This window comes from Acinetobacter sp. 18QD2AZ41W, from assembly GCF_009829025.1.
GTDB classification, from domain to species: Bacteria; Pseudomonadota; Gammaproteobacteria; order Pseudomonadales; family Moraxellaceae; genus Acinetobacter; species Acinetobacter pseudolwoffii.
The window spans coordinates 170231-192284 of the sequence record NZ_WURP01000005.1 but is presented as its reverse complement, the minus strand read 5'-3'; the positions used below and the strand labels follow the sequence as shown (position 1 = coordinate 192284).

General features: G+C 41.6%; 24 protein-coding genes and 2 tRNA genes. 11 read left to right on the top strand and 15 right to left on the bottom strand.

Annotated features, from left to right (window positions below):
• Nucleotides 1-34: 34 nt before the first annotated feature.
• Nucleotides 35-253, bottom strand: coding sequence for a hypothetical protein (locus GVV58_RS09730; protein WP_005171910.1), 219 nt, complete (start codon nucleotides 251-253; stop codon nucleotides 35-37).
• Between the two features lie 245 nt (nucleotides 254-498).
• Between GVV58_RS09730 and GVV58_RS09725 the strand changes: the two genes are divergently transcribed.
• The 3 genes from GVV58_RS09725 to GVV58_RS09715 all read left to right on the top strand — a co-directional run bounded on the left by GVV58_RS09725 (nucleotide 499) and on the right by GVV58_RS09715 (nucleotide 2549).
• Nucleotides 499-1233 (top strand): sulfite exporter TauE/SafE family protein, encoded by a 735-nt coding sequence (locus GVV58_RS09725; RefSeq protein WP_159516443.1) that lies wholly within the window; start codon nucleotides 499-501, stop codon nucleotides 1231-1233.
• A 99-nt stretch (nucleotides 1234-1332) separates the two neighbouring features.
• Nucleotides 1333-2094, top strand: a complete 762-nt coding sequence (locus tag GVV58_RS09720) for a 3-oxoacyl-ACP reductase (RefSeq protein WP_159516442.1) — start codon at nucleotides 1333-1335, stop codon at nucleotides 2092-2094.
• A gap of 134 nt (nucleotides 2095-2228) precedes the next feature.
• Nucleotides 2229-2549, top strand: a complete 321-nt coding sequence (locus tag GVV58_RS09715; protein WP_159516441.1) for a hypothetical protein — start codon at nucleotides 2229-2231, stop codon at nucleotides 2547-2549.
• A gap of 78 nt (nucleotides 2550-2627) precedes the next feature.
• Here GVV58_RS09715 and GVV58_RS09710 read toward each other — a convergent pair whose 3' ends face one another.
• Nucleotides 2628-3176 (bottom strand): 1-acyl-sn-glycerol-3-phosphate acyltransferase, encoded by a 549-nt coding sequence (locus tag GVV58_RS09710; RefSeq protein WP_171294118.1) that lies wholly within the window; start codon nucleotides 3174-3176, stop codon nucleotides 2628-2630.
• Between the two features lie 440 nt (nucleotides 3177-3616).
• Here GVV58_RS09710 and GVV58_RS09705 point away from each other — a divergent pair, with 440 nt between their 5' ends.
• Nucleotides 3617-3910 (top strand): hypothetical protein, encoded by a 294-nt coding sequence (locus GVV58_RS09705; RefSeq protein ID WP_159516440.1) that lies wholly within the window; start codon nucleotides 3617-3619, stop codon nucleotides 3908-3910.
• 170 nt (nucleotides 3911-4080) lie between these two features.
• On the opposite strand, the gene GVV58_RS09700 is transcribed toward GVV58_RS09705, so the two are convergent.
• Nucleotides 4081-5235, bottom strand: coding sequence for a LuxR C-terminal-related transcriptional regulator (locus GVV58_RS09700; RefSeq protein WP_159516439.1), 1155 nt, complete (start codon nucleotides 5233-5235; stop codon nucleotides 4081-4083).
• Between the two features lie 228 nt (nucleotides 5236-5463).
• Between GVV58_RS09700 and GVV58_RS09695 the strand changes: the two genes are divergently transcribed.
• Nucleotides 5464-5958: a copper resistance protein NlpE gene (locus GVV58_RS09695; protein WP_159516438.1), complete on the top strand. Its 495-nt coding sequence runs from the start codon at nucleotides 5464-5466 to the stop codon at nucleotides 5956-5958.
• Nucleotides 5959-6025: 67 nt separating this feature from the next.
• On the opposite strand, the gene groL is transcribed toward GVV58_RS09695, so the two are convergent.
• The 4 genes from groL to GVV58_RS09675 form a co-directional block, all read right to left on the bottom strand.
• Nucleotides 6026-7660 carry a chaperonin GroEL gene (gene groL / locus GVV58_RS09690; protein WP_005096312.1) on the bottom strand — a complete coding sequence of 545 codons (1635 nt, stop codon included), beginning with the start codon at nucleotides 7658-7660 and terminating at the stop codon, nucleotides 6026-6028.
• A 66-nt stretch (nucleotides 7661-7726) separates the two neighbouring features.
• On the bottom strand, nucleotides 7727-8014 hold the full coding sequence (locus tag GVV58_RS09685) for a co-chaperone GroES (RefSeq protein WP_005096311.1): 288 nt from the start codon (nucleotides 8012-8014) through the stop codon (nucleotides 7727-7729).
• A 168-nt stretch (nucleotides 8015-8182) separates the two neighbouring features.
• Nucleotides 8183-8959, bottom strand: a complete 777-nt coding sequence (locus tag GVV58_RS09680) for a metallophosphoesterase (protein WP_005096310.1) — start codon at nucleotides 8957-8959, stop codon at nucleotides 8183-8185.
• On the bottom strand, nucleotides 8940-9878 hold the full coding sequence (locus tag GVV58_RS09675) for a diacylglycerol kinase family protein (RefSeq protein WP_159138047.1): 939 nt from the start codon (nucleotides 9876-9878) through the stop codon (nucleotides 8940-8942). Before GVV58_RS09675 ends, GVV58_RS09680 begins: the two co-directional genes overlap by 20 nt.
• A 415-nt stretch (nucleotides 9879-10293) precedes the next feature.
• Here GVV58_RS09675 and GVV58_RS09670 point away from each other — a divergent pair, with 415 nt between their 5' ends.
• Nucleotides 10294-12123 carry a phosphoenolpyruvate carboxykinase (GTP) gene (locus GVV58_RS09670; protein WP_159516437.1) on the top strand — a complete coding sequence of 610 codons (1830 nt, stop codon included), beginning with the start codon at nucleotides 10294-10296 and terminating at the stop codon, nucleotides 12121-12123.
• A 134-nt stretch (nucleotides 12124-12257) separates the two neighbouring features.
• Nucleotides 12258-12680: a hypothetical protein gene (locus GVV58_RS09665; RefSeq protein ID WP_159516436.1), complete on the top strand. Its 423-nt coding sequence runs from the start codon at nucleotides 12258-12260 to the stop codon at nucleotides 12678-12680.
• A gap of 63 nt (nucleotides 12681-12743) precedes the next feature.
• Here GVV58_RS09665 and GVV58_RS09660 read toward each other — a convergent pair whose 3' ends face one another.
• Both GVV58_RS09660 and folD read right to left on the bottom strand, forming a co-directional pair.
• Nucleotides 12744-13412 (bottom strand): 50S ribosomal protein L11 methyltransferase, encoded by a 669-nt coding sequence (locus GVV58_RS09660; RefSeq protein ID WP_159516435.1) that lies wholly within the window; start codon nucleotides 13410-13412, stop codon nucleotides 12744-12746.
• Between the two features lie 135 nt (nucleotides 13413-13547).
• Nucleotides 13548-14396, bottom strand: a complete 849-nt coding sequence (folD, locus tag GVV58_RS09655) for a bifunctional methylenetetrahydrofolate dehydrogenase/methenyltetrahydrofolate cyclohydrolase FolD (protein ID WP_064095618.1) — start codon at nucleotides 14394-14396, stop codon at nucleotides 13548-13550.
• A gap of 153 nt (nucleotides 14397-14549) precedes the next feature.
• Here folD and GVV58_RS09650 point away from each other — a divergent pair.
• Both GVV58_RS09650 and GVV58_RS09645 read left to right on the top strand, forming a co-directional pair.
• Nucleotides 14550-14623 (top strand) — tRNA-Cys (locus tag GVV58_RS09650).
• Nucleotides 14624-14633: 10 nt separating this feature from the next.
• A tRNA-Leu gene (locus tag GVV58_RS09645) sits at nucleotides 14634-14719 on the top strand.
• 152 nt (nucleotides 14720-14871) lie between these two features.
• Here the strand turns inward: GVV58_RS09645 and GVV58_RS09640 are convergent.
• From GVV58_RS09640 to GVV58_RS09630, 3 genes are all read right to left on the bottom strand, one after another.
• Nucleotides 14872-15774: a WYL domain-containing protein gene (locus tag GVV58_RS09640; protein ID WP_159516434.1), complete on the bottom strand. Its 903-nt coding sequence runs from the start codon at nucleotides 15772-15774 to the stop codon at nucleotides 14872-14874.
• 153 nt (nucleotides 15775-15927) lie between these two features.
• Entirely contained in the window at nucleotides 15928-16131 is a 204-nt protein-coding gene (locus tag GVV58_RS09635; protein WP_159516433.1) for a hypothetical protein, read from the bottom strand.
• Between the two features lie 213 nt (nucleotides 16132-16344).
• Nucleotides 16345-17337, bottom strand: a complete 993-nt coding sequence (locus GVV58_RS09630) for an NAD(P)H-quinone oxidoreductase (protein ID WP_159516432.1) — start codon at nucleotides 17335-17337, stop codon at nucleotides 16345-16347.
• Between the two features lie 127 nt (nucleotides 17338-17464).
• Between GVV58_RS09630 and GVV58_RS09625 the strand changes: the two genes are divergently transcribed.
• Nucleotides 17465-17809 carry a thioredoxin family protein gene (locus tag GVV58_RS09625; RefSeq protein ID WP_005171940.1) on the top strand — a complete coding sequence of 115 codons (345 nt, stop codon included), beginning with the start codon at nucleotides 17465-17467 and terminating at the stop codon, nucleotides 17807-17809.
• A 76-nt stretch (nucleotides 17810-17885) separates the two neighbouring features.
• On the opposite strand, the gene GVV58_RS09620 is transcribed toward GVV58_RS09625, so the two are convergent.
• The 3 genes from GVV58_RS09620 to cysD all read right to left on the bottom strand — a co-directional run bounded on the left by GVV58_RS09620 (nucleotide 17886) and on the right by cysD (nucleotide 20967).
• A complete protein-coding gene (locus GVV58_RS09620) occupies nucleotides 17886-18155 on the bottom strand; it encodes a hypothetical protein (RefSeq protein ID WP_005171942.1) in 270 nt (89 codons plus the stop codon).
• A 142-nt stretch (nucleotides 18156-18297) separates the two neighbouring features.
• On the bottom strand, nucleotides 18298-19914 hold the full coding sequence (gene cysN / locus GVV58_RS09615) for a sulfate adenylyltransferase subunit CysN (RefSeq protein ID WP_100328810.1): 1617 nt from the start codon (nucleotides 19912-19914) through the stop codon (nucleotides 18298-18300).
• A gap of 138 nt (nucleotides 19915-20052) precedes the next feature.
• Nucleotides 20053-20967 (bottom strand): sulfate adenylyltransferase subunit CysD, encoded by a 915-nt coding sequence (gene cysD, locus GVV58_RS09610; protein WP_005096294.1) that lies wholly within the window; start codon nucleotides 20965-20967, stop codon nucleotides 20053-20055.
• A gap of 311 nt (nucleotides 20968-21278) precedes the next feature.
• On the opposite strand from cysD, the gene GVV58_RS09605 reads away from it, so the two are divergent.
• Nucleotides 21279-21821 (top strand): hypothetical protein, encoded by a 543-nt coding sequence (locus GVV58_RS09605; RefSeq protein ID WP_005171949.1) that lies wholly within the window; start codon nucleotides 21279-21281, stop codon nucleotides 21819-21821.
• Nucleotides 21822-22054: the final 233 nt, after the last annotated feature.

The following is a 22054-nucleotide window of genomic DNA, read 5'->3' as shown; positions in this document are numbered from 1 at the left end:
AATAATAGTCAAACTGAAAGATGCGAGAATCATTTTAGTCACGATCACGGCGCCAATCACGGTTGTCACCTCTGTCACGCTTCCAATCCCGATGATCTCTATGCTCCCGATTTTTCCAGTCACGATCCTTGTGGTCTCGATCATAATGTCCGTTGCGATCCCGGTGATCACGAGAACCATCATCCCATGGATCAACCACACAACCAGTTAATGACACTGCCAATACAGAAAGTAAAATCGCTTTTTTAATCATGTCCCTAATCTCTTTACTGCACCCTATCAGTATCAGGCGAGTTCATGGAGACTAAACGAACTCATTGTTGCTCTGTTGTAGTGATTTATGCATTTTTTATGCAGGAATAAAAAACTCATTCCTTATTTTCGTTTTAATATTTTACGCACATTTGAACTTTAATTTGCATAAATACAGCTAACTAAAAGCTTGGCTTTTGCCCTGATCTTTAGAATACTGCTGCCTTTCCTTCTGACCTTACCTTTATGACCTGGCTGTTATTTATTCTTGGTGCAATGGTCGCTGGTTTCGTACAGGGGCTGACCGGTTTTGCCTTTGCCCTGATTGCCATGTCATTCTGGGTCTGGGTATTGGCTCCGCAACTGGCAGCGCCCTTGCTGGTATTTGCTTCCATCTGGAGTCATTTAATTTCACTGACGCAGGAACAGAAGCCCCCAATATTATCTAAACAGTGGCTACTGCCTTATTTAGTGGCTGGTCTGATTGGCGTACCGCTCGGCACTTACCTGCTGCACATCATCCAAGCTGATACATTTAAATTGGTTTTGGGCATTTTTCTGGTGCTCTGGTCTCCGCTGATGCTGCTCAATCCACAAATCAAAACCATTCAGCGCTCGGGAAAAATAGCCGACAGTAGTATCGGATTGATGGGTGGAATATTAGGTGGACTCGGTGGTTTCTGCGGAGCTGTCCCTTCAGCATGGGTGATGTTGAAACAACTCCCGAAAGCCCAGCAACGCTATATCTTGAGGCATTTTAATTTTGCAGTTCAGGTCTTCGCACTCGGTACCTATCTATGGCAAGGTATGATCGATCAAAGTCATTTACCCTATATGGCAGTGTTAATAATTTTTGTCAGTATTCCGGCCATTTTAGGGGCAAAACTCTTCTATAAAATTTCTGAACTGCTGTTTAAACGTATTATCCTAAGTTTGCTGTTCAGCGCCGGCTGTTTTCTTATAGCGTCCCAATTCATTTAAGCCCAATCTCATGCAGAGTTGGTTTACTTTGCCTCAGGCTTGAATCCGCTGACATAACTGCTATGTTAGGGCCAATATTTCGTAATATAGATCATCATTATGCAGATTCGTGATCAGATTGTTCTCGTTACCGGCGGAGCACGTGGCTTGGGTTTGGCGATTACTCAAGCCCTATTGGCAGAAGGTGCTCGCGTCGTCGTCAATTATCATAGCAGTCAGCAAACCGCCGAACAGCTTGCGCAGCAGTATCCCGAGCAGGTCTTTATTTATCAGGCCGATGTCACTCAGGCTGATCAGGTACGGACTTTATTTACTGCGGCAAAAAACCATTTCGGGGAAGCGATTCATGCGGTCGTCAATAATGCGCTGATTCAGTTTGAATTTAATGGGGATGATCGTCCTAAGGTTGAAGATTTAACTTGGGAGACCATGTCGCGTCAATTCAGTGGTGCAGTACAGGCCGCCCTCAATACCACGCAAGCCGCACTGGACGATATGAAGCATGCGGGTTTTGGCCGGATCGTCAATATCGGCACAAACTTGGTGCAAAATCCGGTGGTTCCTTATCATGACTATACCGCAGCAAAAGCGGCTTTATTGGCCTTTACTCGCACTACGGCGCAGGATTTGGGACAATATGGTATTAATGTCAATATGCTCTCTGGCGGTCTGTTACAAACCACAGATGCCAGTAAAGCCACACCAGACTTTGTTTTTGATCTAATTGCTCAATCAACTCCTTTACGCCGCGTGATTACACCAGAAGAGTTTGCTGCTGCAATCCTGATGTTTTTATCGCCTTATTCACGTGCAGTAACCGGACAAAACCTGATTGTGGATGGTGGCTTGGTTAAAGGTTAGATGTTTAGAGAATAGACCGGGATTTTTAGATTCTATTGTTCTATTTTTTGACCATCTGGTAGATTAAAAAGGTTTTGTGACCGGGTTTTACTTCTACAATACGGTGTTCCCATAAAACCTTTTGTCTATTTTCTATGAAATTTATCACGACATTGCTCAGTACCTTATTGCTGGCAAGTTGTATGTCTAGCGATCTGAAAAAATCGGAACAGCTGCTGCAAAATTTCCAGTGCTCCCAGATCGAGATGTCACAGATGTCGCATACCAGCATGACCGATTATTATCAGCATTCGCTCTATAGCACAAAATCCAAGGCCGAAGCGTATATCGAGCATTATCACCAAGGTGAAAAGTTATTTGATATTCCCTTATCGGAAGTTGTGCAACAGCAATATGAGCTGTATAAAAGTGCCTGTCAAAGCCTCGGTGGAATTTTACCCGCTTCTGAAAACTAAGTAGTATTTGTCTGATATTCTTAATTCTTAGGCAATAAAAAAGCAGGGAAAATACCCTGCTCTTTTTACAACGCAATTTTAATTCTGATAATAACGCTGATCGACACTGAAACATTCAGGGAATTTTGGCTGAATATCTGCATAAAATGCCATGATTTCCGCCATATCTTTTTCATAATCCCCTGTCGGATAAACAATTTTACCTACGCCAGTTTTTTTCTTGGCATAGTCCATATAAGCCAAAGCAATCGGCACACCCGCATTGATCGCAACATGATAAAAACCGGTCTTCCACTGTTCCTGTTTGGCACGTGTCGCTTCTGGTGTGACCAGCATGACCAGTTTGGGATGGGTCTTAAATAAATCCGTCATCACCTGTACCATGCTCGGACGCGGCTCACCCGGCTGCTTAGGTCGACGGTCAATCCCGATTCCGCCCATCGCCCGTACAAAAGGCCCCAATGGAAATTTCATATAACTGTCTTTAATGGTTAAGCGAACATTCACACCTAACGCTTTCAAAGCCAGACGCGCATAGAGTGCATCCCAGTTACTGGTATGAGGAGCAGCAATCATGACACATTGCTCTAAATCTAATGGCCAGTGATTATCAATTTCCCAACCCATCATGTTCAGACTTTGTTCTGCTAACTTCTCAAACACCTTATGCACCAGTTCTATTCAAATCTGCGCAGATTCTAGCAATCTAAGCAAATATAGATAGTGCAAATTGCACAACAAATAACCAATTAATCTATATTTGTATAATTAGATTTTTCAAATAAAAAATGAATTAAACACTTATACATTTCAACTTAATTTACCCATCAAGCTGCTCTCAGATTTGACTCTCTCGCTCCATCAACGATGATTGTGAAATAAATTCAAGAGCTTATTCACTAAAATGCTCCTAACCTCCTCATTTTGGGATATGGCAAAACATCACGTCTTTTTATACTTCCCTGACATTATAATTTCAGCAAGATTCTGATGAAAAAGACTTTAATTTGTCTTGCTTTAACGGGGTTAATCACGGCATGTGGCGGTTCGGACAATGATTAAGCCATATGAAAATATTCTTCGACAGCACTCAATTAAAAATTTCGGAAGCCCAAAATCCAGATGAAAGTGCAATTTTTACGAAAATTACCCTTCATAATTCGGGAATTATAGGTGCCTGGAGCTCAGGTTCGGGTAAACAATTATTCGTTTTCAAGGCAAATCATACATATACGCTAGTTGATGCTATCGGGCATGATCAAGTCGAAGCTGGAGACACATCTTGTAGTGGAGCGGGAATCGAATATGGTAACTACCAGATCCGAGATAGTAAATTATTTGTAGATTGTTCAGATCATTGATACCAACGGTTGTACAGGTCTTTCCGAGACTCATGCACATTTAGGTTTGTTAGGTACAATTGATGCTATTATCCTCACATTGACGGGAAGTGGCGAAGGTGGTTTTACACTCTCTCGACTCAACTAAAATAAAATCAACTCAGATAATCCCATCAGAAGATGGCGTTATTTTAATCAATATGTTCAAACTGAATCGTACATCCCATTAATAAGTGCATCAGTTCGATTTGCGAACAACATTGGGTTTTTTCATAAATATTTTTAAAATACGTCCGTACCGAACTCAACGTAATGCCACACTGTTCTGCAATATCTTCTATTTTATAACCATTAATTAACAACTCGCATAAATCAAACTCTCTTTTGGAAAGCTGGTAACACTGTTGTAGGTAAGCTCTTGACAGGGAATAATGCTGGTTTTTATCTGTCATAAATAAGGCAATTTGATGCTGAGCAGACTGTAAATGTTGCATATTTCTTAATTTTTTAAATGGCACCACCGTCAGCATGAATTGTGAGCCTGCCCCATCACTCAACGCCAAGACTCCACCCACTTCAGTCTGAATGGTCGTATCTTCCAGTAAAGCACTTTCTAATAGCTGATCAAAACGTATCTGCTGAGCATAATTGGTTTTTAGACGGTTATGTATATCTAGATCCAGACATGAATTTTGATCAAGCATTTTTTGCGCAACAGGATTGGAATAACTTAAACACAGGTTTTGATCGAGTAGTACAATTCCGGTTTTTAAACTATCCAATACGGTATACAAGCTTAAATTATCTTGTTGAATCAAGTTGATTTGCCGGTGAATTTGCAAAGCCCGGCGTAAATGAATACTGATGCGTCTTAGAAAATCCAGCTCTGCCTGTTCAAAAGGCTGCACCTCAGGCGCACGATGAATACCCAGTACCGCCCAACGATAATTTCCCCGATCCAGCAATACGCCAGCCAGATAAGATACACCGCTAGGCTTTAAACACTTCTCATAGAACACATAGTGATCCGTACCCGGCTGTTCTGCATAGTGCTGACAGTTATGACTCAATGCATCGCCCATCTCGATCGCATTCCATAATGGCATATGCAGTTTCATATCAATCACTCTGATACGCTCATCCTGATAGGCAGCCAAACTTTCATTCGGGATATTGTGCGTATAGACAAAATCATAGCCTGGATTAAGCTGATCCAGACCGGTAAAAATTGCACTCTTACTTTTAGTATAGCTCACGATATCTTTGATCACGTCCAGCCATAAAGATGGCAATACAGCAGCGTCATAAATTTTTGCAATCAGATTATTTTCTTGTTCTAATTTCATTATCCCCTCCGCATTATCATTATTTTCTAATCATAGCGTTCAGAATTGGTTAATGAAACAGCATAAAGTGACTTTAAACTTGGCTAAAAATTCTTAAATCCTGCTCACTTATCAATAACTCTGGCCTGATTCACCTAATGAATCAAACTTTAACAAGATTGCTCTATTTATCTATACAGACTGCTTTTAATGTAATTAGCTAACAAATAAATCCATAGGATCAAAACAATGAAGAAATTTATATTCACCGCTGCGATGGCAGTCGCTATTTCATCAACGTTGACAGCATGTTCAAAACAGAATGACAATGAGCCGATGAACAATAATGCTCAATCCAGCCCAACCATGATGGAGCAAAATAACGCGAATACCAGTGTGAACCGTACTGATAGCGCAGAAACCTCGCTAGATTGGGCAGGTGAATACGAAGGTGTTTTTCCTTGTGCTGACTGTGAAGGGATTAAGGTCGAGTTACAGCTTAATTCAGATAAGACTTATGAACTGAGTGAAGAATATTTAGGGAAAGCTAATAATAATGAATTTGAGCTCAAAGGCAGTTTTAGTTTTGATCCTCAGGATCCATCACTCATCACATTAGATAACAAAGCTGAAAACCGTAAATTCTTTGTTGGCGAAAATTTTATCGAAGCACGTGATGTTGAATCAGGTAAAAAAATTGAGAGTAATTTAAATTATAAATTAGTTAAAAAGTCTTCATCATAATTTTGTAAAGAATAAAAAAATCCCCGCTATTGCGGGGATTTTTTTAAGATCGGATGATCAACATGAATTACATCATGCCGCCCATACCACCCATGCCGCCCATATCAGGCATTGCAGGCTTGTCTTCTGGAATATCCGTGATCATACATTCAGTTGTCAACATTAATGCAGCAACAGAAGCAGCATGCTCAAGTGCAGAACGCGTTACTTTTGCTGGGTCAAGAATACCCATTTCGAGCATATCGCCATAAACACCTGTTGCCGCGTTATAACCGAAGTTGCCTTCGCCATTTTTCACAGCATTGATCACCACTGAAGGCTCATCACCCGCATTCGATACGATTTGACGAAGCGGCGCTTCAATCGCACGACGTAGAATGTTGATACCTACATTTTGGTCATCATTCGCGCCAGTTACGTTATCCAATACTTTCGCTGCACGTACCAGTGCAACACCACCACCTGCAACCACACCTTCTTCAACCGCAGCACGCGTTGCATGAAGGGCATCGTCTACACGGTCTTTCTTCTCTTTCATTTCAACTTCAGTCGCAGCACCGATTTTGATCACTGCAACACCGCCTGCCAATTTAGCAACACGTTCTTGAAGTTTTTCTTTGTCATATTCAGACGTCGATTCTTCAATTTGCGCACGGATTTGCTGAACACGTTCAGAAATTTGACCTGCATTGCCCGCACCATCCACAATCACTGTGTTTTCTTTAGATACAGTCACTTTATGTGCAGTACCTAAATGTTCAAGTGCAGTTTGATCTAGCTGCATGCCAATTTCTTCAGAAATCACCGTACCGCCAGTCAAGATCGCGATGTCTTGCAGCATCGCTTTACGACGATCACCAAAACCAGGCGCTTTTACTGCACATACTTTGATGATGCCGCGCATGTTGTTGACAACCAAAGTTGCCAACGCTTCGCCTTCAACATCTTCAGCGATGATCAAAAGCGGTTTACCTGTTTTCGCAACTGCTTCAAGCACTGTGATCAACTCACGAATGTTGCTGATTTTTTTGTCAACCAGAAGAATGAACGGATTTTCAAGCTCCGCAGTTAGCGTGTCTTGCTTGTTTGCGAAGTATGGCGAGATGTAACCGCGGTCAAACTGCATACCCTCTACCACATCTAGAGAATCTTCAAAGCCTGAACCTTCTTCTACAGTGATGACGCCTTCTTTGCCCACTTTTTCCATTGCTTGCGCAATCAGTTTACCTACAGTGGTGTCAGAGTTTGCAGAGATCGAACCGACTTGTTCAATCGCTTTAGAATCAGACGCAGGTTGAGCAGTTGCTTTAATTTCAGCAACCAAAGATTTAACTGCAATATCAATACCGCGTTTCAGGTCCATTGGGTTCATACCCGCTGTCACTGACTTGATGCCTTCGTTCAAAATTGCTTGAGCCAATACAGTTGCAGTGGTTGTACCATCACCTGCGATGTCATTGGTTTTAGAAGACACTTCACGAACCAGCTGAGCACCCATATTTTCGAATTTATCTTTTAGGGTGATTTCTTTGGCAACCGTTACACCATCTTTGGTGATGTGCGGCGCACCGAAAGAACGGTCGATCACAACGTTACGGCCTTTAGGACCTAGTGTTACTTTCACTGCATCTGCAAGGATATTCACACCAGCAATCATTTTGCTGCGCGCTGAATCACCAAATTTTACGTCTTTAGCTGACATTTTTGACTCCAAATACTTTTAATATCTTTTAAATTCTGATGAATATAAGACGACTTTAAACGGAAATTAAGCAAATACCGCTAAAATGTCAGATTCTTTCATAATAAGAAGTTCTTCGCCGTCAACTTTCACAGTTGTACCCGCATACGTACCGAACAATACTTTATCGCCAACTTTTACATCTAGTGCACGTACACCATTGTCAGTGATTTGACCATTACCTACAGCAATGATTTCACCTTGAGCTGGTTTTTCTGCAGCAGAACCAGGAAGTAAAATACCGCCAGCTGTTTTAGTTTCTTCTTCAACACGACGAATAACAACGCGGTCATGTAATGGACGAATGTTGCTCATATTTAACTCCATCAGACTAAGTCTTTTTTAGATCACTGATGACGACTTAATTATTCCATGGGTCATCATCAAAAATTTTTGATGTCACTTTTATGGAGATGGAATAAAACGCTTCAAGGGCAAAAATGAAAAAAAATTGCTTTTTTTTAACGAATACTGATTTTTCGTCTATTTATTCAACATATCAGGCTTTAACAGAAAGGACTGGGTCACATCATCGAATAAATACTGGGAAATTTTTCCTGATGCATCAATCAGATTAAAACTATTTGGCTCTTTTTTATGTAGCCGATGCGAGGCTGAAGTACCTGCATGTACATCATAAACAGGATGATCTGCCCCTAACTCAAAGATCAGGTTCAAATCATAAACCGCAGGTTGATGCAGATGTCCATGCAAGACTGCAAACAGGCCATGTGCTGCCCAAGCTTCTAAAGCAATTTTGGCCATCAATGGACTATCCTTAAAACCGCGCTTATTTTGAAAAGGCACATAGAACGGTTGATGGCTGACAATAATTTTTAATTTGGAAGAAGGCGCTTGGCCTAATTTCCGATCAATACGCTGAATCTGCTCAAGCGATAAATGCCCTTTGGTGTGATAGCGGCGCCGGATTGAGTTCACCCCCACCAGATAAAAGTTGTCTGTTTCAAGTGTGGGTTCAAGTTCACCAAAAAAAAGCTGATAACGGGTAAATGGATTGAACAGCCGATTCCATAAATGATAGAGCGGAATATCATGATTACCCGGAATTACCAGATAAGGTGTCTCAAGCTGATCTAAAAACCGTTTACAGGCCAAAAACTGGCTTAAACGTGCGCGTTGGGTCAGATCACCACTGACGACGACCGCTTCCAGAGGATGAGTCTGACAGAACTGTCGAATTGCCTCTAAACACTCGGGTTTTTCTGTCCCAAAATGCAGATCAGACAGATGCAGGATCATGCGGCACCCTTACACTCAGGCTGTTTTTTAAAACAGAAATATTGAGGGGCGGCGCCATTTCTACGATTTCGCCATCAATCGCCACCATCAATTTCTTGGATCTAGATTCGATACGGACTTGATCGGCTGCAAAACTGTAAACATCCGAAGCCTGATCAATCTTGCCACGAACCAACTGATACACAAGCTTAAATAAAGTTAGCTTATCACTTTTAGAAACCACTACTCCTGCGACTTTACCCTGCTCTGCTGCTTTGGCAATCTGCATTTTCATATCTGCCAGTTGCAAGGGATTGTTGCCAAAAAAGATCAGGGGTGTTTTTACCGGATATTTCTTGTGATCTACCCAGATTTCCAGTTTCAGTTCCTTACGGTCGCGAATCAGCACATCCAGTGCGGAAGTATAGGCATGTAACGGCAATCGACCAAACCGCCGGTTATAATCTTCACGTTTTTTGATAAATAAGGGATACAGACCCAAACTGGCATTATTCAGATAAATATCCTGATTAATTTGGGCTACATTGATACGTTTAGATTGTCCCGTGGCAATCACTTTAGCGGCTTCAATTAAATCCAGGGGAATATCTAATAATCTGGCTACATAATTAAAAGTACCCAAGGGTAAAATTCCAACAGAAATTTGCGTATTCAATAAATGTTTGGCGACTGTATTTAAAGTACCATCCCCACCTGCTGCCACCACGATACCTGCTTCATCCGACGCTAAATGTCGTGTCAACACCTCCGCCATAACGTGATCAAATTGCTGTGAATCATTGATTTCATAAGCTTTAGTCTGATAACCTTGCGCTGAAAATATTTCAGTCAGTTGTTCATAGATCCCTTCTGGCCCTTGTATGCGAAAACCAGCATTATGATTATAAATAAGCGATAAGGGTTTAGATTGATTAGACATTTTTCGCACAACTTTATGAAGCCTATTGGCATTTTGTCCAATTCATAGACAATTAACAGTAGCTTTATGTAAAATTCAAATGGCAACCATTTATTTAATCAATAACGAATATGAGACGTGCTATAAAATTAATAAATTGATTTTATTAATAATTTTTAAAATAAATACTATTCATAATTAAAATAAATAACCGAGACAATTCAAATATTTAGTTTTATCTTATTGTTTTCATTATATTTACAAATAAAATAGCATTATATGCCAAAAGAAATCTAGTGCTTCTTTGGTCTTATTTTTTTTATCATTTTATGCTTTAATACAGCCACTTTTTTTCATATATCATCCGGGCAACATTTTTATTGCTCGGATTGTACTTTGTACATCCTTTTTGTACACATTTGAGATAGGCCTCACCATGACCCAAGTGAACGCACCAGAATTCGTTCGTCACCCTAAGCTTATTGCTTGGGTGGAAGAGATTGCTAAATTAACAAAACCAGCAAAAATTGAATGGTGTGACGGTAGCGCAGAAGAATATCAACGTTATATCGACTTGATGATCGCTAACGGCACAATGCAAGCACTGAATCAAGAAACTCATCCTGGTTCTTATCTTGCGAATTCTGATCCTTCTGACGTTGCTCGTGTTGAAGGTCGTACTTACATTTGCTCTGAAAACAAAGAAGACGCTGGCGCAACCAACAACTGGGAAGCACCTGCTGAAATGCGCGCTCGCCTCAACGGTTTGTTTGATGGTTCTATGAAAGGTCGTACTTTGTACGTTGTGCCTTTCTCTATGGGTCCTTTAGGTTCTCATATTGCACACATCGGTATCGAATTAACAGATTCTCCTTACGTTGCTGTAAGCATGTCTAAAATGGCTCGCATGGGTAAAGCTGTTTATGACGTTCTAGGTACTGATGGCGAATACGTTCCATGTGTACATACTGTGGGCGCTCCGCTAGAACAAGGCGAAAAAGACGTTGCATGGCCTTGCAACCCTGAAAAATACATCGTGCATTATCCAGAAACTCGTGAGATCTGGTCTTACGGTTCTGGTTACGGCGGTAACGCATTGCTTGGTAAAAAATGCCTGGCTTTACGTATTGCATCATTTATGGGTCGTCAACAAGGCTGGTTAGCTGAACACATGCTGATCCTTGGCGTGACCAATCCACAAGGCGAAAAACACTATATCGCAGCGGCATTCCCATCTGCATGTGGTAAAACAAACTTCGCGATGTTGATTCCACCAGCGGGCTACGAAGGCTGGAAAATTGAAACTGTAGGTGACGATATTGCTTGGATCAAACCAGGTGAAGATGGTCGCTTATATGCAATCAACCCTGAAGCTGGTTTCTTCGGTGTAGCACCGGGTACAAATACCAAGACCAACCCGAACTGTATGGCAACATTAACTAAAGATGTGATCTATACCAACGTTGCTGTAACTGACAACGGTGAAGTTTGGTGGGAAGGTCTTTCTAAAGAAGTACCTGCTAACCTGACCAACTGGAAAGGTCAACCTCACACTGGCGAAGAAAAAGCTGCGCATCCAAATGCTCGCTTCACTGTTGCTGCTGGTCAATGCCCTTCGATTGACGCTGACTGGGAAAATCCAGCAGGTGTTCCAATTTCTGCGTTCATCTTCGGTGGTCGCCGCGCGGACACAGTGCCTCTAATTTCAGAAGCATTTGACTGGGTTGATGGTGTTTACAAAGCTGCAACCATGGGCTCTGAAACCACTGCTGCTGCTGTTGGTCAACAAGGCATTGTTCGTCGTGACCCGTTCGCAATGCTGCCATTCGCTGGCTACAACATGGCGGATTACTTCACGCACTGGTTAGAAATGGGCGAGCAAGTGGGAGCGAAAGCTGCTGCTGCTGGCAACAAACTTCCTGGTATCTACAACGTGAACTGGTTCCGTCGTGATGCTGAAGGCAACTTCGTATGGCCTGGTTTCGGTCAAAACATGCGTGTTCTTGAGTGGATTATTGACCGTTGTGAAGGTCGTGCTGATGCTGTTGAAACACCAATCGGCCTAGTTCCTACTTACGAACAGTTGAACTGGAGTGGTTCTGACTTCACTAAAGAACAGTTTGACCTAGTAACTTCTCAAGATAAAGATCAATGGATCAAAGAACTTGAAAGCCACACTGAATTGTTCGACAAGCTGGGTGAGCGTTTACCAGAAGCGTTAAAAACTCGTCAAGCAGAACTTATTGCTGCGGTTAAATCTGCTTAATTGCTGATTTAATTTAAAAAGGTCGCGTAAGCGGCCTTTTTTATTGGCTGTTTAAACAATTGATCACAATTGATGAGAGCAGCAGCTTGAGCAAAATATGGCATACTTAGCCCAAGACTTCAGGAACTATAAATATGAAAAGAACAACAGTAATTTTGGCTGTGGCTGCAAGCAGTTTTGTACTGAGTGCATGTCAGACCACACCCCATCAATTCAATGGAAAAAGTGGCTATGAAATTCTGGAACGTTCAGACAATACAGCAACCCTGAGCTATACCCTCTCAGGACGGCCTAATCAGGATGAAAGAAAATTGCAGGCAGCCTGTCAACAGACTTTGGGCGGTTCAAAAACCTATAATATCCAGATTTTAAGCACCAATGAAATTTCTAATCCACTTGCGGAGCAGGAACAATATGGCCGCCAATTAGGTAATAGCCGCACGCAAATCAGCTTAAGCAATACCCCAGATCTATATAATAGCGAGAATCTCGGTGCACGCGAAGCCTTAGACGCCCGCCCAACCACGATGCGTGTCATTCGTTATACTTGTTCTTAATATCCGATATATTCAAAGCAATACAATAAAAAAAGGGCTTATTGCCCTTTTTATTTTTCAAATTCAAAGTGTTTTATAAAAATTGACATTACGAAATTCTGGTGATTCATCCAGGTCTGGCCAGGTCGTCGCGCTACGTTCATCCAGCTTTATATACTTTGGATGACTAAAATTTTTGACTCGACTGTCTGCTACCCATATTTCAGGTGCGAATTTTAAAAATTCATCCAGGAAGAAACGGTTGCATTGATCATAGAGCACATCTGCGGCTAACAGAATATCTAGCTGCTCTGCCTTATACAGATCATCCAGATATTCAAGCTCGACACTATTCAGCTCTGCATTGGCACGACATGCATCCAGACTGATCTGGTCGATATCACAGCAAATCACCCGTTTTGCGCCTGCCATTTTCGCTGCGATCGCCACTACACCCGAACCCGCACCAAAATCCAGTACCACCTTGTCTTTGACATGCTGTGGTTCAGCCAATAGCCATTGAGCCATAGACAAGCCAGACGCCCAACAAAAGATCCAATACGGCGTATCATTCCAGATACGACGAATCACTTCATCATCGAGTTTATCTGTTGGAAATACCGGTGGAATGAGCCATAAAGAAATAGGCGTATCGGGAAGCTGCTGCGCCTGTAATTCACAATGTGGAATCACATCATGTAAGGCTTTTAGCAGATGCTGAGGGGCTTTAGGCAATTGAAAGGTACAGCTCATTGGGTTTTCTTTTAATTTATATCTATATATTCAAAAAATCTCCCATAACCCCTCTTTAGGAAAGAGGGGAACTTCCATCTAAAAATTGATGATTAGCTTTCCTTCTTTGAAAAAGGAGGGTCAGGGAGGATTTAATTAACCAAGCGCTTTTTCAGCAGCTTCTACCGTTTGACGAATCAAAGTGGTGATGGTCATCGGGCCCACACCACCCGGAACCGGGGTATAAGCAGACGCAATTTCTTCAATGCCTTGCAACTGGATATCACCTACCCCACCGCCATCCCGTGGATGGAAACCTGCATCAACTACCACTGCACCTGGTTTGATCCAGTCTTTTTGAATCAATTCAGCTTTACCTACTGCACCGACAATAATGTCAGCTTGCTTAACAAAGCTTGCAAGATCTTGAGTACGTGAATGGCAAATGGTTACGGTTGCATTCGCTTCTAGCAGCATTGCCGCCATTGGTTTACCCAAAATTGCAGAACGACCTACAACCACCGCATGTTTACCCGCGATTTCGATGTTGTTTTCTTTCAAAATGGTCATAATCCCAGCAGGCGTCGCTGAACCATAGGCTGCTTCGCCCATTGCCATACGACCGTAGCCCAGACAAGTCACACCATCTACGTCTTTTTCAAGCGAAATTGCATCAAAACAGGCACGTTCATCAATTTGAGCCGGAACCGGGTGTTGAAGCAGAATCCCGTGCACATCTGGATTGGCATTTAACTTTTCAATTTCAGCCAATAATTCTTCAGTGGTGGTTTCTTTAGGAAGTTCCACTTTGAGTGAATCCATACCAACACGGCGGCAGGCATTACCTTTCATGCGAACATAAGTTGCAGATGCGCCATCGTCACCTACCAAAATCGTCGCAAGAATTGGAGTACGACCTGATTTTGCTTTCAGCGCTTCTACGCGAGTAAACAAGTCAGCTTCAATTTGCTTCGCCAATGCACGACCGTCTAGAACTAATGCCACGGCACTTCTCCCAAGTGTTGATATGAATCAATTTTGCACATTCTACATGAATAATTTAAATATTTTCCGCCAGATGATGTTTTTATGCGCATACAGATGAATACACTATTGTTTTTTTTTCTGAGCTTGATAATATACGCATCAACAAGACGCGGCGGGGTGGCAGAGTGGTCATGCAGCGGACTGCAACTCCGTGGACGCCGGTTCGATTCCGACCTCCGCCTCCATCTTGTTAAAGCCCGAGTGGTGAAATCGGTAGACACAGGGGATTTAAAATCCCCCGCCCACAAAGCGTGCCAGTTCGAGTCTGGCCTCGGGCACCATTCTTCTACTATAGAAAGATGGTGCAAATAAAGAACCCAGCGAAAGCTGGTTTTTTTATGCCTGTAATTTAGTAAATCAAAAAAATAAGTAAATTAAATTTCCATTTAAAGCATGATCATTAATTAAGCTACCCTGCTCTACTTTCTCAATATCATCCAGCAGTGCGCAAATATCCCTGCAAATCCTGTTCCAGTTTCTGCTGAAAATGAATCGGCTCAATAATTTTCACATAAGGCAACCAGTAACGCACCAAAGGCAATAACTGCATTTCGTGACGGATCTGGCAACTGACGAACAACTCTCCAGCCTCGGTTTCCTGCTCGATCTGCTGTTCTGGAAATAAATGGCGTTCTTTAAAAAATACCGCAACTTCAGGTTGCACCTTGATTAAAACCTGCTGTTTTTGCCGCCCAAACCAGATGCTGTCTTCATCTGCCAACATTTTCAGCACTTCAGGATCATGCTCAAAGCTCTCCTCCTCAGAAACCAGGTTGAGCTGTTGCAACTGGCTCAAGCGATAGGTGCGCAGCTTGTCGTGATCTACCCCCGCCAGATACCAGATGCCATGATGGTGAATCAAACGATAAGGCTGAATGATCCGCAATTGATCGGCATAAAGTAATTCAATCTGCTGACGTTTATAGATTGCACCTGCCAGCAGCTTGAAATGCTCGGCAAACTGTTTGGCATCTTCAAAATGATAGCCTTTGGCAGAAAAAACCAGATTGGCGCGATCATCCAGCAATTCACGTAAAAAGGACATATCTAGTGCGGGATACAGCTCACTGATCCCGGAAAGCTGGGCAAAGGTCTGAATATCCTGCAACTTGAACCGCCCCAAATAAGAGGGATCCAGATAATATCGTTTCTGTTGATCTTGGCGTAAAGGCAGATAAGAGTTTAATCGGTCAAAATCACGTTCAATGGTGCGGCTACTGACCTGAAATTCTGCAGCTAGCTCTGCAGCCCGGAGTTGATATCCGACATTTAATTTGGTCAAAATTCTGGCTAAACGCTCTGCAAGACGCTCATGTGTTGAAGCTGGGCGCTTCATAAATCCCCACTTAATACATTCACATGTACTTATTTATCGCTAGATACTTAATGATTATACTAAATACCAATAAGTGAATCATATTAGGATAAAGTCTAAGATATTCTTTTACCTCAGATCTTGACCCTTTATTCATCCCAAAAATACAAGACCTTATTTGGATTTTCTGGATGCTTTCTTGCTTAAAGGACGATTCTGGAGCGTTAATCTTTCCATATAACGCTCCAGATGCAGCATCGCTCGATACATTTTATGTAACTCTGCCCAACTCATGCTTCCGCGAATAATCATTTTATGAATACGATGCAATGCTTTTAAACTATGTTTTGAACTATATACTATTGGAATAATTTTCATCTTATTTTCCCTCTCACATTCATGTGAATGTTGAACCAATTAGTCGGAATTATCGATAGATGCAATTTACGTGGCATTCTTGACAGGTTGTGTCGAACAGTTAACATTTTTTAATTTTTATTCAAAATTTTATATATTTATTTGTAATAAGATTTTACTCAAAATTAAAAAAGCCAGTAAAATTACTGGCTTTTTTAAATCATTTATCTCGTATTAAATAATTTCAACCACAACTTTACCCACATGTTCTCCCGTATCCATTGCGGCATGGGCATCTTGAATTTGATCAAACTTAAACGTTTTATAGATCATCGGCAAACATTCGCCTTTTGCCCATAATGGTGCAATCTGCTCTTTCAGACCTTGTGCAATTTCCGCTTTTTCAGCGGTGCTTCGTGCTCGCATGGTCGAACCGGTAATGGTCAGACGTTTCATCATGATTTGTCCGAGTTTGACATCTTTAGCCTTGGCACCACCCAAGAAAGCGATATAGACCAGACGTCCATCACGGCGCAACAAATTTAAATTACGCTCTAAATAAGGCGCACCGACCATATCTAAAATGACATCGACGCCGCCATTGTCAGTTGCTTCATTAATCACTTGCTCAAAGTCCTGAGTTTTATAGTTAATAGCTGTGGTTAAATCAGAAATTGCTGCAACTTTTTCATCCGAACCGACAGTCGCAAAAGTTTTGATTCCGAGTGCTTTACATAACATTAAAGCAGTAGTGCCAATGCCGCTGCTCCCGCCATGAATCAGCACGGTTTCGCCTGCTTTGGCCTGCCCCATCTGGAACACATTGGCCCACACGGTAAAAAAGGTTTCAGGAATGGCTGCCGCCTGTGTAAAGCTTACACCTTCCGGAATATTCAAGGTCTGGCTTTCTGGTACGACACAATATTCTGCATAACCACCACCATTGGTTAGACCGCAGACTTGATCACCCACTTTAAATTTGGTGACATCGCCACCTACAGCTTCAACAATACCGGCAACTTCCAGACCAGGAACTGGGGTTACCCCTTTAGGCATCGGATATAAGCCTTGACGCTGCAAGATATCTGGACGGTTAATACCAAAAGCATGGACTTTCACCAGAACTTCATCTGCTTTGGCTTCGGGGATTGCAACCGTTTCATAAGCCAATTTATCGATATCGCCCGGTTCTGTAATAATGACCTGTTGCATGCTTGCTTGTGACATATATTTCCCTGCTTATTGAATATTCAAGATACTTGGCTTTATTTGAACATAGTTAAGCTGAGGAATGAAGCCAAGTCGGACTTATGTATAATCAAGTCACTATTCAAAAAATTGATAGGAGATGGATATGAGCGAGATCATTGAGTATAACGAGAATAATTACAGTAATTTTGAATGGTTCGAAGGTTTTGCAGTCATTCGCTTTTATGCCGAATGGTGTAAGCCTTGTATTCAGAATTTTCCGGTCTTTAATGAACTGGCAGCGCAATATGCTGAAAGCAAGCCCGAAATCAAATTTGGCAAAGTAAATATCGACCAATCTCCAGTATTAACCTTGCGCTATCATGTTTATGGTCTACCTTCTACGCTTATTTTTAAAAATGGCACAATCATTAAAAGGATTGCTGGCGCAAAAAGTCTAACGGAGATAAAGACGATTCTATCTCAATCCCTAACTGATTTTTCTGAATAATTGAAGCATACATATCTGAAGATAAACTGTAGAGAAAATTTCGTTTTTACCCCTCGGTAAAATCCGGACTTGGTAATTAACCACGGCTTTTATACTCTTTGACCATCCGATCACTGACATCTTCCGGATAACACAAAGGTGCATGCCCACCCGCCCGATTATATGCACTACGTTTACCACAGCGACTGCCATTACTGGCCGTATTGTAAGGACATGGACAATTCCCCGGATAACGATCAATCGACTGCTGGATAATTTTTTGCTTAATTGCATCTGTACTGGTCGCCTGTTTAGCGTCCACCCCAAAAGCCAAACACAACCCGATTAAAATAAATATTTTTTTCATAAACACCCCTCAATATTTGTATTATATCGAGAAGAAATTTAAGTGAAAGTTCAACATTCACACGGCTGCACATTATTTACATACTTAAAAGCATCCAAATAAAAAACCCGCTTTACAGCGGGTTTTTTAAATCGACTCAGTCTTATAATCGAACCAATTCTACAATTTTATCAGCAAGCTCTTCGACTGCTTCCATAATTAAAGTGGTGTCCGTACCTTCAGCAGTATCGGTAATCACCACCACACCTGTTTCACGAAGCAATGCAACTTGTGTAACATCAAGACCCGCTCTGGCAATTGCCACGATGCCTTGCTGAATCAATAAACTTTCAAGTGCCTGAGCATTTTCCAAAGCTTTTGCCGAGACAGTCAGCGCAGCAGGTTTTTGCCCCAAACGCGCAGCACGCACTTCAGCAGTCACGGGCTCATCATGTGCAGACCATTCAACTGATTCTTCCACCATACCTGCACCAATCGTCACGTTATTTAAACGATCAATAAAGATAAATGAACCGGTATAACGGCTGTCTTGATAACGGTCAAAGACCACGGGCGCATCAAATTCAACAGTCACATTGGCAATCGCATTCAGCTCAAGATTTTCGACCTGAACTTTCTCCAGTGTGTTGACGTTGGTACGGTAATGAATCGCTGTCACTTTTGCAGGAACAGTCTGTGTACCAATCTTAATGTTGTACAGCTTGCCAATCACCAGCGCTTGATCTGCCATCCACACCACAGTCGCTTGAACTGAACGAGAAATATTTGGAACCGCTTGATCGGCACGAATTAATACGTTACCACGTGAAATATCAATTTCATCGTTGAGCGTTAAAGTCACCGCTTGACCTGCAACAGCATGCTCAAGATTGCCATCAAAAGTAACGATTTCTTTTACTGTTGATGATTTACCTGATGGTAAAGCCGTTACGGTATCGCCAACGTTGATATCACCAAGTGCAATCGTGCCGCAGAAACCACGGAAATCGAGGTTTGGACGGTTGACATATTGCACAGGAAAACGAAAATCTGCTTTTGCCGAAGTACGGTTAATTTCTACCGACTCAAGCGTACCCATCAATGTTTCACCGGTGTACCACGGTGTATTGGCGGACTTGTTCACCACGTTATCGCCATTCAATGCAGAAATTGGCGTAAAGATGATGTTCGATGGTTTACGATCACCCAACTGCGCAACGAATGCTGCATATTCTGCCTGAATTTCATTGAAGCGGGCTTCAGAGAAGTCCACCAGGTCCATCTTGTTGATCGCAACAACAATATTTTTAATACCAAGTAAGCTTGCAATAAAGGTATGACGACGGGTTTGAGTTTGCACACCATAACGCGCATCAATCAAGATAATCGCAAGGTCGCAGGTCGATGCACCTGTTGCCATGTTACGGGTGTACTGCTCATGTCCCGGAGTATCGGCAATGATGAACTTACGCTTTTCAGTCGAGAAATAACGATAGGCGACATCAATGGTAATGCCCTGCTCACGTTCTGCCTGCAGACCATCTACCAGAAGTGCCAAGTCAGGTGCATCGCCTGTGGTACCGACTTTTTTCGAGTCACGGGTGACGGCTTGCAATTGATCTTCATAAATCAATTTTGAATCGTAAAGCAGTCGACCAATTAGAGTCGATTTACCATCATCTACGTTACCGCAAGTCAGGAAACGCAACAGGTCTTTATTTTCATGTTGTTTCAAATAGCCCAAAATATCTTGGCTAATCAGTTCTGATTGATGAGACATTGCCCAAAGCTCCACATATTCTTTAGAAATCGGTTTTTAATCCCTCTAAATCTCCCTGTATAAAAGGGAGACTTCCTCCACTTTTAAGCCCCTCTTTCTCAAAGAGGGGTTTGGGGAGATTTTTAGGGGGAGATTAAATTAGAAGTAGCCTTCCTGCTTCTTCTTCTCCATCGAGCCTGCTTCATCATGGTCAATCATACGACCCTGACGCTCAGAGCTGGTTGCCAAGAGCATTTCTTGGATAATTTCCGGCAAGGTATCTGCAGTTGATTCAACCGCACCTGTTAATGGATAACAACCTAAAGTACGGAAACGTACCGATTTCATTTGTGGAACTTCACCTTCTTTTAAAGGCATACGTTCGTCATCCACCATAATAAGTGTACCGCTACGCTCAACCACAGGACGTTCTGCAGCCAGGTAAAGTGGCACAAGTGGAATGCTTTCCAAATAGATGTATTGCCAGATATCCAACTCGGTCCAGTTTGATAACGGGAATACACGAATACTTTCACCTTGATTCACTTTACCGTTGTAAAGATTCCAAAGTTCAGGGCGTTGGTTTTTGGGATCCCAACGATGTTTATCATCACGGAATGAATAGACACGCTCTTTGGCACGAGATTTTTCTTCATCACGGCGCGCACCACCAAAAGCAGCATCAAACTTGTATTTATTTAAGGCTTGTTTTAAACCTTGGGTCTTCATGATGTCAGTATATTTTGAACTACCATGATCGAAAGGATTGATGCCTGCCTCGACTCCTTCTTTGTTTTGATGCACGATCAAATCAAAACCATGTTTTTTTGCCATGTTGTCACGGAAAGCAATCATGTCTTTAAATTTCCAACCCGTGTCTACATGCAGTAGCGGGAATGGAAGTTTGGCTGGATAAAACGCTTTCAGTGCAAGATGCAGCATGACTGCTGAATCTTTACCAATGGAATAAAGCATGACTGGATTTTCAAATTCAGCTGCTACTTCACGGATAATATGAATACTCTCAGCTTCAAGCTGTTTGAGATGAGTAAGTCTTTCCTCATTTAACGACATGGACAACACCAGCTTAGAAAAACGTGTACTTATGACACTTTTGAAAATTTATATTCATTATAGTGATTTACTTATCTTAGCCATTGCTTGTTTTATGATATTGATATATCAAAAGCTCATATAAAAATTCACTAATAACAAATATCAGTTTTTATGAATCAATAATGAACGTCACCACATCTGACTATTTTTGCTGTATTAATTTTTAAAATCACCCATAAAAGTATAGATAAATAATCTAAAGTAGTGGTTTCCAAGATGCTGAAAAATTAATAGAGTAGGCTAAATTCTCCCTTTGATATATTTTGCTTATGGCTTATAGCGCTTTTGATCTCTCCACTCTAAAAACTCGCCTGGAACAAGCAGAGCTTGCAGGTTACATTTATCAGCATCAGCAACACATTTTAGTCTTACAAGAACCTTTCAGTGAAGACGGCAAGCCTTTAAATATCTATTTGCAACATGAATTGACTGCCGACCAGATCGGATTACAGTTTGGTCTGCGTTTGCAAGAAGGTCATTGGGAATTCTTATTGGGTGTGACGTATAGCAACCAGAATGCAGCTTATGAAATCGGTGCGGGTAATCTTAAAGGTGATCAAAAAGCCTTTAACTTACTCTATGCATTTTACAATTACCCTAAAGCATTCTATCTGGTGGCATTGCCTTTAACCAGCAATAGCCAGATGCTGGAGCAGACTTTGGAACAGCAACTTTTCAGTCAGCCGGATCTGCATTTTCTGGATACTGCGATCAAGGTGAACCCGATGGGTGAACAGATCACATGGATAAAAAACTATATTCTGCAACAGACTCTGGATATGAAAGTCCGGATTCAGACTGCCTTACTCTAAGTCTTTAAGAAAGAAATATAGAGATACTAAGGCACAGTATTTCTATATTTCTCAGAAAAACCAATCCACATAACCTTAAAATTCATGTAAAACATTGAAGATAATTAATTTTTTAGCAAATTCTAAATGAACTTATAGTTTACTATTAACTTTAATAGTTCAACAATTATTAAATACATAATATATTCAATCCTTGTTTATAAGGTTTTTTGTTATTTTTTTGCATACAAAAT